The organism is Acinetobacter sp. CAU_H_56, from assembly GCF_058599425.1.
The window spans coordinates 576,365-589,604 of record NZ_CM178654.1 but is presented as its reverse complement, the minus strand read 5'-3'; the positions used below and the strand labels follow the sequence as shown (position 1 = coordinate 589,604).

Annotated in this window: 9 protein-coding genes, 2 tRNA genes and 1 rRNA gene; 7 read left to right on the top strand and 5 right to left on the bottom strand. The window is 44.5% G+C overall.

Annotated elements, in window-relative coordinates; all coding sequences use genetic code 11:
• Nucleotides 1–386: 386 nt before the first annotated feature.
• From AC4MCC_RS02890 to AC4MCC_RS02880, 3 genes are all read right to left on the bottom strand, one after another.
• Nucleotides 387–462: transfer RNA gene (locus AC4MCC_RS02890), tRNA-Ala, on the bottom strand.
• Between the two features lie 45 nt (nt 463–507).
• Nucleotides 508–584 (bottom strand) — tRNA-Ile (locus AC4MCC_RS02885).
• Nucleotides 585–645: 61 nt separating this feature from the next.
• Nucleotides 646–2,183, bottom strand: a 16S ribosomal RNA gene (locus tag AC4MCC_RS02880).
• A 545-nt stretch (nt 2,184–2,728) separates the two neighbouring features.
• On the opposite strand from AC4MCC_RS02880, the gene AC4MCC_RS02875 reads away from it, so the two are divergent.
• From AC4MCC_RS02875 to AC4MCC_RS02855, 5 genes are all read left to right on the top strand, one after another.
• On the top strand, nt 2,729–3,646 hold the full coding sequence (locus AC4MCC_RS02875; protein ID WP_180011765.1) for an MlaA family lipoprotein: 918 nt from the start codon (nt 2,729–2,731) through the stop codon (nt 3,644–3,646).
• Between the two features lie 103 nt (nt 3,647–3,749).
• Nucleotides 3,750–4,718: an RsbU family protein phosphatase GigA gene (gigA, locus tag AC4MCC_RS02870; RefSeq protein WP_180011763.1), complete on the top strand. Its 969-nt coding sequence runs from the start codon at nt 3,750–3,752 to the stop codon at nt 4,716–4,718.
• A gap of 112 nt (nt 4,719–4,830) precedes the next feature.
• Nucleotides 4,831–5,349 carry an anti-anti-sigma factor GigB gene (gene gigB, locus AC4MCC_RS02865; RefSeq protein WP_004783532.1) on the top strand — a complete coding sequence of 173 codons (519 nt, stop codon included), beginning with the start codon at nt 4,831–4,833 and terminating at the stop codon, nt 5,347–5,349.
• A gap of 20 nt (nt 5,350–5,369) precedes the next feature.
• Entirely contained in the window at nt 5,370–6,197 is an 828-nt protein-coding gene (locus AC4MCC_RS02860; RefSeq protein ID WP_419365712.1) for a carbon-nitrogen hydrolase family protein, read from the top strand.
• 118 nt (nt 6,198–6,315) lie between these two features.
• A complete protein-coding gene (locus tag AC4MCC_RS02855) occupies nt 6,316–6,741 on the top strand; it encodes an organic hydroperoxide resistance protein (RefSeq protein WP_159123044.1) in 426 nt (141 codons plus the stop codon).
• A gap of 173 nt (nt 6,742–6,914) precedes the next feature.
• Here AC4MCC_RS02855 and gspE read toward each other — a convergent pair whose 3' ends face one another.
• Nucleotides 6,915–8,402: a type II secretion system ATPase GspE gene (gspE, locus tag AC4MCC_RS02850; protein WP_491880250.1), complete on the bottom strand. Its 1,488-nt coding sequence runs from the start codon at nt 8,400–8,402 to the stop codon at nt 6,915–6,917.
• A gap of 93 nt (nt 8,403–8,495) precedes the next feature.
• Here gspE and AC4MCC_RS02845 point away from each other — a divergent pair, with 93 nt between their 5' ends.
• The gene (locus AC4MCC_RS02845; protein WP_419365710.1) at nt 8,496–9,326 is read left to right on the top strand and encodes a DUF432 domain-containing protein; all 831 of its coding nucleotides are present in this window, start codon (nt 8,496–8,498) and stop codon (nt 9,324–9,326) included.
• Between the two features lie 9 nt (nt 9,327–9,335).
• The gene (locus AC4MCC_RS02840) at nt 9,336–10,259 is read left to right on the top strand and encodes a mechanosensitive ion channel family protein (RefSeq protein WP_180015546.1); all 924 of its coding nucleotides are present in this window, start codon (nt 9,336–9,338) and stop codon (nt 10,257–10,259) included.
• Nucleotides 10,260–10,409: 150 nt separating this feature from the next.
• Here AC4MCC_RS02840 and AC4MCC_RS02835 read toward each other — a convergent pair whose 3' ends face one another.
• Nucleotides 10,410–13,115: a DUF2339 domain-containing protein gene (locus AC4MCC_RS02835; protein ID WP_491880251.1), complete on the bottom strand. Its 2,706-nt coding sequence runs from the start codon at nt 13,113–13,115 to the stop codon at nt 10,410–10,412.
• Nucleotides 13,116–13,240 lie beyond the last annotated feature (125 nt).

Here is a 13,240-nt window from a genome sequence, read left to right as displayed (position 1 = left end):
CAGTTGGCATCTCGTAGATTTAACTACCGTACAGCTTCAATTAGATTCATATACCAAAACGCTTGATTCAGTTAATTTCGCTAGTTCTCATTCAATCACTTCAACAATCAATCTTGCGATCTCTTGTTTCCGCTCTTTCATGAGTATGAACAAATTATTTCAACTCAAATATATTCTGTTAATGATTTAATGCATCCTCGTCGGACTGCATTACTGTGATAAATCACAGAGGTTAATAACAATGCCGCGCATTATACGCCGCTTTCTTACTAAGCTCTATAAGCTATCAAACCGTTTGACTAAGGCTTAACCTCCAAGACAACTACGCGATCACTTCGTGATCTTATCTTGCATACTTTTTAAAAGCAGTGCTTTAAAAAGTATTCTGGTGGAGACTAGGAGAGTCGAACTCCTGACCTCCTGCGTGCAAAGCAGGCGCTCTACCAACTAAGCTAAGTCCCCAGCTTATCAATAAGTCAATGTTCTGATTTTCTGTTTTCTGGCAGATGGTGGGTCTGACAAGACTTGAACTTGTGACCCCACGCTTATCAAGCGTGTGCTCTAACCAACTGAGCTACAGACCCTCAGATACATCGTCATGAAGAACAACTTGTTGTGGATTCTTACCAATCGTCAATCTTTCGTTAAGGAGGTGATCCAGCCGCAGGTTCCCCTACGGCTACCTTGTTACGACTTCACCCCAGTCATCGGCCACACCGTGGTAAGCGTCCTCCCTAAGGTTAGACTACCTACTTCTGGTGCAACAAACTCCCATGGTGTGACGGGCGGTGTGTACAAGGCCCGGGAACGTATTCACCGCGGCATTCTGATCCGCGATTACTAGCGATTCCGACTTCACGCAGTCGAGTTGCAGACTGCGATCCGGACTACGATCGGCTTTTTGAGATTAGCATCTGCTCGCGCAGTAGCAACCCTTTGTACCGACCATTGTAGCACGTGTGTAGCCCTGGCCGTAAGGGCCATGATGACTTGACGTCGTCCCCGCCTTCCTCCAGTTTGTCACTGGCAGTATCCTTAAAGTTCCCACCCGAAGTGCTGGCAAATAAGGAAAAGGGTTGCGCTCGTTGCGGGACTTAACCCAACATCTCACGACACGAGCTGACGACAGCCATGCAGCACCTGTATCAGAGTTCCCGAAGGCACCAATCCATCTCTGGAAAGTTCTCTGTATGTCAAGGCCAGGTAAGGTTCTTCGCGTTGCATCGAATTAAACCACATGCTCCACCGCTTGTGCGGGCCCCCGTCAATTCATTTGAGTTTTAGTCTTGCGACCGTACTCCCCAGGCGGTCTACTTATCGCGTTAGCTGCGCCACTAAAGCCTCAAGGGCCCCAACGGCTAGTAGACATCGTTTACGGCATGGACTACCAGGGTATCTAATCCTGTTTGCTCCCCATGCTTTCGCACCTCAGTGTCAGTATTAGGCCAGATGGCTGCCTTCGCCATCGGTATTCCTCCAGATCTCTACGCATTTCACCGCTACACCTGGAATTCTACCATCCTCTCCCATACTCTAGCTAACCAGTATCGAATGCAATTCCCAAGTTAAGCTCGGGGATTTCACATTTGACTTAATTAGCCACCTACGCGCGCTTTACGCCCAGTAAATCCGATTAACGCTTGCACCCTCTGTATTACCGCGGCTGCTGGCACAGAGTTAGCCGGTGCTTATTCTGCGAGTAACGTCCACTTATCCCAGGTATTAACCAGGTAAGCCTCCTCCTCGCTTAAAGTGCTTTACAACCAAAAGGCCTTCTTCACACACGCGGCATGGCTGGATCAGAGTTGCCTCCATTGTCCAATATTCCCCACTGCTGCCTCCCGTAGGAGTCTGGGCCGTGTCTCAGTCCCAGTGTGGCGGATCATCCTCTCAGACCCGCTACAGATCGTCGCCTTGGTAGGCCTTTACCCCACCAACTAGCTAATCCGACTTAGGCTCATCTATTAGCGCAAGGTCCGAAGATCCCCTGCTTTCTCCCGTAGGACGTATGCGGTATTAGCGTCCCTTTCGGAACGTTGTCCCCCACTAATAGGCAGATTCCTAAGCATTACTCACCCGTCCGCCGCTAGGAATCAGGTGCAAGCACCCTATCCCCGCTCGACTTGCATGTGTTAAGCCTGCCGCCAGCGTTCAATCTGAGCCATGATCAAACTCTTCAGTTAAAATCATTTCGAGTTTTATAAGTAAAACTCTTAAACTTGGCTCATCAATTTTCTGACAAATATTTCTCAAATAAACTTCGAGTAATTTCTACCATTCAATCAATGAAAATAATTTCGATCAATCAACCAGTAAAAATCCACACAAGTTGTTCTTCATAATCTCTTAATGATCTTCTTGCTACTTCGTCAGTAGCAAGCTAGGTCGGCTATATTACTCTCTATCTCTAGAAAGTCAACCAGTAATGAAAATTATTTTTAAACTTTCTTTCTAAAACCTAACTCAACCATTTCATGCTAAGTTACTGTTTTATCAGAAGTTTTAATCTTCATCACCGCCGATGGATGTGCATTCTACAGTATTTCAGGGGGCTTGCAATACCTTTTTCAAATAAATCTTACCGCATGTCTAATTTTTAGCCTTTTATGAAGTTTTTATTCATTTATTATACAATTTTGCTTAAATTACGCCTATTCCTAGTAATACAGTTTATTATTCCGGATTAAACAACGCCACTATACTCAGAACAAGGCTTTGGGGTTTCCTTATGCATCGCTCTATTTATTTATCTTTATGCTTATTTTCTTTGGCCTCTAGCCCATTAATTTTTGCTGAAGACACTACTCAGGCTGAACAGACTGAAATAGAAACTGAATCTTCTGCTACTACTGCTACGGTTCCACTCAGAGAAAAAATATCTTCCAAGGTGAGTCATCTGCAAACCCAGCTAAAAGTCGATGCTAGTGCCGCACAGGCTGAAGAAGTTAAAGATCCTTTCCAGGGCTGGAATAGAAAGGTCTATCAATTTAATGATGCAATCGATCAGGCAGTCGTTCGCCCCATTGCGGTTCAGTATCAGGAAAAGGTTCCTCAAGATGTGCGCGGCAGCTATACCCAGTTCCGTAGCAATTTAGGTGAACCATGGAATGCGGTAAACCAGTTGATTCAGGGCCGGCCTGCTCGTGCAGCAAAATCTTTGGGTCGTTTTACCATTAATACTTTAACCACTTTAGGTCTGGCAGATCCTGCCCGGCGTCTGGGACTGGATCATGAAGATGAAAAGTTCGGGATCACACTAGGTTATTATGGTGTACCTTCTGGCCCTTATGTGATGTTACCGTTCCTGGGCCCAAGTTCTGTGCGTGATACTTTCGGTATGGCAGTCGATAGCCAGACCCGTCCACAGAAATATATTCTTGAAGATGATGAAGGCTTGTATTGGGGTGATCAATTCTGGCGTGCAATTGATAATCGTGCAGAATTACTTGATATTGAAGGTGTGTTAACAGGTGATCGTTATGCACAAATTCGCGATATTTATTTGCAACGCACTAATTATATGATCGCCCAGAAAAAAGGTCTGGAACAGGAATCTTTATTCCTTGAAGATGACTTTGATGATGAAAATCTTGAGGATGAATCTTTCGATGAAAATGAGACTGAATCTTCTAGTGATGACCTTTGAAACCAAAGCTCAATGTTGATTTGCTAGCGAAAACTGTTCGCTAGCAATCATTTGCTTGTTATAGTACATCTTATAACTCATTCCAGGATCGAACTACCTGTCTATGTATTTCATTCAACCTACTCGCGATATTCCTTATTTAGATCAAGTGCTTGAGAAGCTTCCGCATGTTCAAGTAATCAAGCTGGAAGATCACGAGTTGTACGATGCAACGATTATTGCCATTGCAGATGTACATGATTATCTGAAATACAAGTGGAACCTTCCGACTGTAGTATTAGCGCTGAAAAATGAAGGAACAGCCTTGGCACAAGCTTGGGAACAAGGCGCTTTGGCAGGCTGGATCTGGAATAAACTGCCTGAACAACCCGATATCGCATTACAAAAAATTGATGCGCAATATAAGCGTAATCAGGATAGTCGTGATCTTCCTTCAGCGGCAGAGTTACAAAAACGTTTGCTACCGAATGAAATTGAATTGACCAATTATGCGGTTGAAACCTATTTTCAGCCTTCTGCCTATTTATCTGGCGATTGGTACGATTACTGGAAAATCAGCGATAAAGAAGTCATTTTCTATCTTGCAGATGTTTCTGGTCATGGCGTTACCAGCAGTTTATTAACGTCCTGGATGGCAGCCTTTCATGGACGTTCGAAAACACCTCGTGAGCTGATCAAGAAGCTGAACGGGATGCTGGTTCAGGAAAATATCGAAAAGCATATCACCATGATTGCCGGAATTCTGAACCTGGAAAGCCATGTCTTGAAATGGTCCAGTGCTGGTCACTATCCTCCTCCAATTATCTTTGAACCGAATCAGGAACCGAAAATCCTGTCATCCAGCAGTTTTCCTCTAGGCCTGACTGAAGACCTTGAGGTAGAAGAAAATGAGTATATCCTCAGCCGCAATGCACGTTTCATTATCTGTTCAGATGGGGCATTGGAGCCATTTAGCGGCGGTCTGAATGAACAGTTTTCCCAATTATTGCATCATTTACAGAACGAATCCTTCGAAGCACCCGAACATGTTGCCGACGATATTGCCATTCTCAGCTTTATAAGAGTGAAATAGCAGTATAATCACAAGCTTTATAAGCACTTAATTTGATTGCGACTTTCAGCTACTTGAGTATCTATAGACCCTATGGGATAATTTAATATCCTTCTCTGCAAATGGCATTTATATGTCAACAGGTCATGTTGAATATGCAAGCTTGAATGGAACGCATATTTTTAAGCTTATCGGCGAAGTGCGGGCCCAATCTTGTATTAGTCTAGACAAATTACTGAACAAACTTGAGCAGCAGGACAACGTTGTTGGCGCAATTGTTGATCTGACTGAAACCAGCTTTATTGACAGCACTGTACTGGGTGTCCTAGCAAAATTAGGACTTAAACTTAAGCAGCTCCATAAGATCCAGGCGGTGATGTTGTCGACTAACTCTGATATCACGACTCTGGCCAACAGTATGGGCTTGGGGCAGGTCTTTGTCATTTTGGATTACTGCGGTGATTCAAATGTATGTACCCGTAAACTTATGGAAGAACATGTGACGCATCAGGCAATGTTGAAAACTGTTCTGGATGCACACAAGACTTTAATGCGGTTAAATCAGAGCAACCAGAATATGTTTGAGCCCTTGGTCAAACAGTTGCAAAAAGAACAAGATAATCTAGATCAAGTGTCTGAACAAAAGGTATGAACACACAATAAGGAATCCCTATGACTTTACTTTCTGTTGCACAAATGAATTCCCAAAATGAAATTGAGCAAAATTTCATGACCATCGAATCATTAATTCAACAAAGTAAAGCAAAAGGCGCTGAACTTATTGTCTTTCCTGAAAATTTCGTCTGTTTTGCTGCTGGTAAGCAGCGCGAAACTGCTGCTCAGTTCGAGAGCATTCAACAACGTCTGGAACAACTGGCGCATCAATATCAGATCTGGATTATCGCGGGGACATTACCCTGTCCTTATCGTCCTGATGGTTCGATTATTGAAGATGGCCGGGTTCGAACCGTAAGCCTATGTATTAGCCCAGAAAAAACTGAAGCCCGCTATGACAAAATTCACCTCTTTGATGTACAGGTCGGTGATGCTGTGGGTGGCTATCAGGAATCCCAATTTTTTGAACCAGGTACTGATGTCGTCGTTGCGAAAACACCTTTTGGCAATATTGGCATGATGGTTTGCTATGACCTGCGATTCCCTGAACTTGCGCTTCATTTACGTGCCCAAAGCGCGAATATTTTAACTGCACCATCTGCCTTTACTTACACCACTGGCCAAATGCACTGGCAATTATTATTGCAAGCACGTGCTATGGATACCCAATGCACAGTTCTCGGTGCTGCTCAACAGGGTTGGCATGGTGAAAAACGTCAAACTTGGGGACATGCCGCTGCCACAAACAGCCGTGGTCAACTTCTCGATATGGTGCATGCGGAAGGCGCACAGATTATTACGGTTGATTTTGATTTGACTGGGCAGGCCAAAGTGCGTGAGTCTATGCCACTCATGCAGCATCGCAAGCTACTAAAGTTCTCTTAAGTCAGACTTTTTACCGCATTCTCATTCGCTTGCATAAATTAACAAAATCCCTGCTTATTCTTCCCTAGAAATTATGGAGCATAGAAGTTCCATAAAAGAACAAGCAGGAAATACTCTCATGTCATTAGAAAAAGCAGTATATACCGCACGTGCCAAAGCTACAGGCGGTCGAGATGGCCGTGCAACCTCTGACGATCAGATTCTGGATGTGAAACTGGCAGTGCCTAAGGAAATGGGTGGCCCAGGTGGCGGGACCAATCCTGAACAATTGTTCGCTGCAGGTTATTCAGCCTGTTTTTTAGGTGCCATGAAGTTTGTTGCCAACAGGGATAAAATCAATATTAGCAAAGATGCCTATATTGAAGGTGAAGTTGGCATTGGCCCAATTCCTACCGGTTTTGGTATTGAAGTGACTTTAAATGTTCATTTAGAAGGAATGGAACAGGAAGAAGCACAAAAACTGGTCGATGCCGCACACATCGTTTGTCCTTACTCAAATGCAACCCGAAACAATATTGATGTTACTTTGAATGTCATCACCTAAGTCTACATAAGCATTCCACTCTCTATCCTGAAAAATCAGAAGTCATTTCAGGATAGAGCTGATCATTCTTATAAAATTTTGATCAAAATTGCTTTATGCTATTTAATAGAAAAATGATCATTTGAGATATTTATTTAAGAAAACAGTGCCTTCCTATCCCATCGAATAAAAATTTACTCTGCCGCCTCATTGGTTACACGCAGAACTTCTTCAATGGTCGTTTTCCCAGCCAGCACTTTACGTAAACCATCATCGCGAATTGAACCTGATTGCTGACGTGCATAGGTTTCCAGCTCATATTCAGCCGCATTACTATGAATTAGACGACGCATATGTTCATCAACCGGTACAATTTCATAAATGGCAGTACGTCCACTAAAGCCGGTATTCCCACAGCGTTCACAACCGTGCAGTTGAGGTAATCTCAACTCCTGTGGATGCTCAATATGTTCAAACAGATTCTGTTCAAATGCATCTGCATCCTTCCAGGTCGCACAATGCGGACATAAGGTACGTACCAGACGCTGAGCAACTACCCCAATTAAAGAGCTTGATAGCAAGAATGGCTCAATTCCCATGTCTTTCAGACGGGTCACTGCACCAATCGCAGTATTGGTATGCAGCGTTGATAATACCAGGTGACCTGTCAGTGAGGCCTGAACTGCAATTTCTGCAGTTTCCAAATCACGGATTTCCCCCACCATGACCACATCCGGATCCTGACGCAACATGGCTTTTAAGGCACGGGCAAAGGTCATATCGACTTTGGTATTTACCTGAGTCTGACCAATCCCTTCTAACTGATATTCTACTGGATCTTCAGCAGTCAGAATATTTTTGGAACCATCATTCAGATCAGAAAGTGCTGCATATAAGGTAGTGGTCTTACCCGAACCGGTAGGTCCAGTCACCAGAATAATACCATGAGGACGATGCACCAAGGTCTTGAGTCGATCATAATCATTATTCATCAAGCCCAGATGAGTCATATTCAGACGGCCAGCCTGCTTGTCCAGCAAACGCATCACCACCCGCTCCCCATAAGAGGATGGCAAGGTCGAAACACGGACATCGACTTCACGACCTGCCAGACGCAAGGAAATACGTCCATCCTGAGGAATACGTTTTTCTGCAATGTCCAGCTTGGCCATGACCTTGATCCGTGATACCAGTAATGGCGCCAGCTCACGACGTGGCTGCACAATTTCACGCAACTGCCCATCGACACGCAAGCGTACGGAAAGTCGTTTTTCGAAAGATTCCACATGGATATCTGAGGCGCCAACACGGATCGCTTCCGACAACAAGGCATTGATCAGACGGACAATAGGCGCATCATCTTCCTGATCCATCAGGTCTTCGGCTTCAGGAACCGAATCGGCAAGGCTTAATAAATCAGGATGATCTTCCAGACCGGCAGCCACCTGCTGTGACTCACCGCTATCGCCGGCAAAACTGGAACTGAGTAACTGATTGAATTCTTGTTCTGTACAATGTTGATACTGAGCCGGATGACCCAGCAAACGGCGTGCTTCCTGTAATGCAAGCATAGACGTATTGTCACGACGGACAATAAAAGCCTGATCTCCCTCATAACGCAACAGCACACCATGACGTTTCGCAAAGCTATACGGGATTTGTAATTGTTTCAGTACTTGCATCGCAGATTATAATAATGATGAAAAAATTTAAATTGAGTGTACTCTAAGCATATGACAGCGTGAAGTATGTTTTCAAAGATTTAGCAAGAAAGGATGCCAACATTGCCCCTAGATCAAGAGGAATTGAACCTGCAGTCTCCCAGAATTCAATGGTGGGGAGAGCAAAGTTTTGAAATTAACGAGTCCAAGGCCTGGCAATTTGGCTCACTACTCTTTCGTTTGACCCGGGGTTTACAGGAATGGCGGCTAGAATATTATCGCCCGACGGTTCAGTACGATTATGAACAGCAATGGCATCAGATCAGTGATCCACTGTTTGCATTTCCGACCCCAGTGAAAATTGAACGTTATATGTTCAAATCTACCCAAAGCAAGTTACAGCTTATGCCTCGTCTGGCGAATCGCTCTGTGGTGATTAAACCGGTTGATCCGATTTATATTCCAGCCGGACAACGTGGAACGCTCTATATCAGCACCCCGCTATGGATTGCCGGTTTTGTCGAAGGTCAACGTGAACCAATTTTTGATCTTCCAGTGATTTTACCAAAAGACACCTGGTTTGGGCCCAATCACCGTTCCGGTGAAATTTGCTATGCTACCGCAGTCGACGGAAGAACCGAGCTAGAACAATTACGTCCTCGTGCATTCCGTGCTGTGACTCCAATTGAATTTCATAATACCAGTCACAAGCAACTACGTTTCGATCGTATGAATGTTCCAGTACCTGCATTACCTCTCTTTTATAGTGCCAGCACTGAACGTCTGTGGACCTCGCAGATTAAGGTTTTGCATGAAGGTCTGGATCGCCCACCCCGTATCCGGGTGGAAAACCGTACTCCGCCCAATGCGGGTGAAGTGGATTATTTACACCCACCGCGTGATCCGGCGGGAAATTTATTTAATATGTTTGATTCATTTTTCTAAGAGCGTGTGATGCCAAATTCGAATATTCCAACCGAAGTCACCAACAGTCTCAAGGGAGTATTTACCAATATTAATACCGATCGCCTGACTGAAATTGTCGTCGCGGTTGTGCTGTGTTTTATTGGTTTCCTGATCGCACGTTTTTTTTCGAATGCTTTTATCCGTACTATTGGTATACGCTTTAATGCGCATCAGCAAATGGTCTGGCGCCGCGGGATTTTCTACTTTATTTTCCTGCTGTTTGTGATGGCGAGTTTGAAGGAAGCCGGATTTAAACTCAGTGTCTTTCTCGGTGCAGCAGGTATTTTAACCGTCGCACTGGGTTTCGCATCCCAAACCTCTGCATCCAACCTGATCAGCGGTATCTTCCTGATTGGTGAAGGATCTTTTGAGGTCGGTGATACCATTCAGATTACACTGATTCGTGGACATACCGTTGAAGGTGAAGTGATTTCGATTGATCTGCTCTCGGTCAAACTGCTTACCCAAGATAATATCTATGTACGTTTGCCGAACGAACAACTGATTCGGGCTCCGGTACATAACCTGTCCAAGTTTCCAATCCGGCGTATTCCGATTACCTTGGCTATTAATTTTCATGAAGACATCATCAAGGTGCGTGAAGTACTGCTGGATGTTGCCAATAAATATCCACTTGTTCTGGCCGATCCAAAGCCTGCAGTCACAGTCACCGCCTTCCGTGAATCTTCGATTGAACTTTTGTTTGCGATTTGGTGTCAGCAGGAAAATTATCTAAAAGTCCGCGATGAAATGCAGGAACGGATTCGAAATGGCTTTCTCGATAACCAGATTGAAATTCCGGTACCAAAAATGGGCTTTGTTGATCATCCATTGGCTCGTCCACTGGAAAATGAAGATATTGATCAATATGCCAATGAGAAGGAGCTGAAGAGAGAGCCGGATTTAAAATAACTTTTTTTAAATTCCTCCTCACCTCCCTTTACTAAGGGAGGAACTGTCATAAAAAGCCTGTCTTTCTCTTACACATCGCTTAAAGCAGTGCTTTAAGCTCGTTCAGGATTTGGGGAGATTAAATTAATACTCAAATCTAGTAATTTAGATTCAAACCCTCTTCTCCCCCTCCGGCATCGGTGCAATATACGCAATCAGTAGCATCACCCCACCGGCCAGCAAGAATGAAATTACGCGTGTCAGTGTACCGGTATGAGACAGGTCGAATAACACCAGCTTCAAGCTGACAATGACCAGAATACTCCCCCCTAATATCCACATCGGTTTAAGCCTTTTCAGGGTGGCGGTCCACATGGTTGCCCAAGCCAGCAATACCCAAAGAATCGTCAGGCTTAACTGTACTGTGGCATTACTCCACAATTCCAGACTATTGAATGGTGTTTGCAGATAGATATGTAGAGCCCGTAATACAATATAGCTCGATAGCCATAACAGACTTAGCACCATCAGTACAGACATCATACCGCGATCGTGTCCTGCCCGAATCTGCTGCAACAGCATCCATAGGAAACTGGCAAGCATGGCCAGACTGATTAGGTCAAATGGATTGAATAGAGGTAACCAGTAATATTGAAAAGCTTGCTGGTTAAACAGCTGTGAGCTTATTAACCAAGTCCCCATTAATACTAAACAGTTTTTACTTTGCCAGAGTAAGCGCCACTCTGAATTTTCTTTTTGTCGGTAACACCAGAACCAGAATACCAGAGGCAGAATTACCATACTAAGATAAGGCATGCTCGGTATTAGGCATACACTGGCCAATGCCAGACTGGCAAATACCCCAAAGCTCATCCACTCTTTGGATAAATCAATCCCTTTCACCGGTCTTAGCCATAAAGCAGCCAGTAATAATGATGAAAGTACAAAGATTCCACGCTCCAAAGCACTTGGCCAGACCAGAATCCCATTTTCGCTATGATCAACAGCCAGCAAAATCGCAATGATCACCAATGGCGTAAGCCCACTCCACTTTGGCAATAACCAGCACCATTCCTGATGCTTGCGCTGTATGATTTCACTTAGAACCGTATAACCTAGTGCAAGACTAAATAAGCTATAAATATAGGCCTGCTCATGAGCAAATTCATCTTCAAGCAAGGCAAACAACATCAAAGTCGCAGCAAAACTGAGAATACTCAGAAAACTGATACTTAAGCTATTGAGCTGCTGGCGGTATTTGGCTTTAAGCTGACTAAGGAAGACGACGGCGACATAACAGAAGCTGAGAATCCAGAAAATTTTCCGCGGTGTGGGATTAAGCTCAATCAGATAGTAAACACTACTGAAACCTGCCATGATCAGCAGTCCCATACTCAGGTAATGCGCAACCCGAATATTCTTTTCCAATGCCCAGAGATAAATCAGGACTCCTTCAACCGCCCAACCGACTACGCTCCACTGCTCTGTCAATAAAATGGGTGGAACCAAAGCCAGAAAGATCAACATCAGGCTCAGATAACTTTGAGAAATGACCTGAATACTTTCTCTGCGACGCACTAAAGTCCAACAGATTGCAAATATCCCGGCAAATAACAGACTAAGCCCGGCTTGCCAAAGCTTCTGATCAGGCTGATTGAAATGAATCAGATACAGGAAAATATAGGCGGTAATCGGTGCAGCGAAAATCAAGGCAAGATCTAGAACTGGTTTTAAACGAAAACGCGAAAGATCCTGCTTGGCCAGTAACTGGCTAAAACGAAAGCCCAGCCAGATGAATACCGCACTATGTGCCAGAATCAGAGCTGTCATGGTATAACGCTCGTATGTATGACCATGAATCAGGCTATACATCCCACCTACTATGACTGTGACCAGAAAGGCAATCTGGTTCAGGATTTTCCAGGGCCGCAAACTGCTGAGTAACAGCACGCCGATATTAATCAGCAGATAATAACTGATGAACTCAACCGCAGAAGCATCCCGGGTCGGCAAGGTAAACGGCGCCAGATAGGCAATGAATAAGGCCATGACTGCCAGTTCAATACTTTCCTGTTTCAAGCTTAAGTACAGCGTAATTGCCAAAATGACCAAGAACACCAGAGCTGCGAGTGGCAACGTAGCAATCACCAGGTTGTAATAAGCAAAGAACAAGGTCAGAAATAGTGCCCCTAATCCCAAGCCTTCCAGTGCCAGACCAAAACTACGGTTTTTAGCGATCAGGGTATAACCCAATCCAGTCACAACAACAGCAGATAAAGCGACCAGTCCTAATTTTACCGCCAGGCTCAGCTGCCAGTGCTCTGTTGCAAAACGGAGTAATAAAATAATCCCAATGACCAGAATCGTGATCGCGGCTTTGAGAACCGGATTTCCACGAAAAATCCATTGTTGGATCTGAGCCAGCAATTGTGGTTGCTCTGGACTAGCTTGAGCAGCAATAGGTAAAGGAATATCTGGTTGAGTGATTTCTGGATGTGTCTGATCTGCTGACCGGTAACGAGATTGCAACTGGACAATATTACGTTCCAAACGTTGTAGCCAGCGTAATAGAAAGAAAATCCAGGCGGTAATACCAATCCCCATCAGCCAGTTAAGCTCAGTCACGCCTCCGACAACGGCGATAATAGAAGAAATATACAGTGGTATTTTAGAATTGGCTGGCACAATCACCTGCATCGGTGCTGCCAGATCCCGCACGGGCGCTTCAATGGCACTGATATATTGCATCACGCTGATCAGAAAACCCAGACCAGTGAGATAAGTCACGATCTGCAATTCCAGATACCATGCACTTATCCCTACAATCACCAGACTAATCAGCCAGATCATACGCAATTCATTTTGCCCTGCCGTCATTCTTCTCGTTCTCGTTCCTTAACCATGTCATCATACAACAGCTTGTACTGCTTATTTCATCTTCACCCGATATTCGCTAAGCTGTAGAAACCGACTTGCCCCTGCGAGTGCAGTAAAAATCACGT

Coding starts and splice junctions, on each gene's coding strand:
- AC4MCC_RS02875 (WP_180011765.1), top strand. CDS start 2,729: ATGCATCGCTCTATTTATTTATCTTTATGCTTATTTTCTTTGGCCTCT.
- gigA (WP_180011763.1), top strand. CDS start 3,750: ATGTATTTCATTCAACCTACTCGCGATATTCCTTATTTAGATCAAGTG.
- gigB (WP_004783532.1), top strand. CDS start 4,831: ATGTCAACAGGTCATGTTGAATATGCAAGCTTGAATGGAACGCATATT.
- AC4MCC_RS02860 (WP_419365712.1), top strand. CDS start 5,370: ATGACTTTACTTTCTGTTGCACAAATGAATTCCCAAAATGAAATTGAG.
- AC4MCC_RS02855 (WP_159123044.1), top strand. CDS start 6,316: ATGTCATTAGAAAAAGCAGTATATACCGCACGTGCCAAAGCTACAGGC.
- gspE (WP_491880250.1), bottom strand. CDS start 8,402: ATGCAAGTACTGAAACAATTACAAATCCCGTATAGCTTTGCGAAACGT.
- AC4MCC_RS02845 (WP_419365710.1), top strand. CDS start 8,496: ATGCCAACATTGCCCCTAGATCAAGAGGAATTGAACCTGCAGTCTCCC.
- AC4MCC_RS02840 (WP_180015546.1), top strand. CDS start 9,336: ATGCCAAATTCGAATATTCCAACCGAAGTCACCAACAGTCTCAAGGGA.
- AC4MCC_RS02835 (WP_491880251.1), bottom strand. CDS start 13,115: ATGACGGCAGGGCAAAATGAATTGCGTATGATCTGGCTGATTAGTCTG.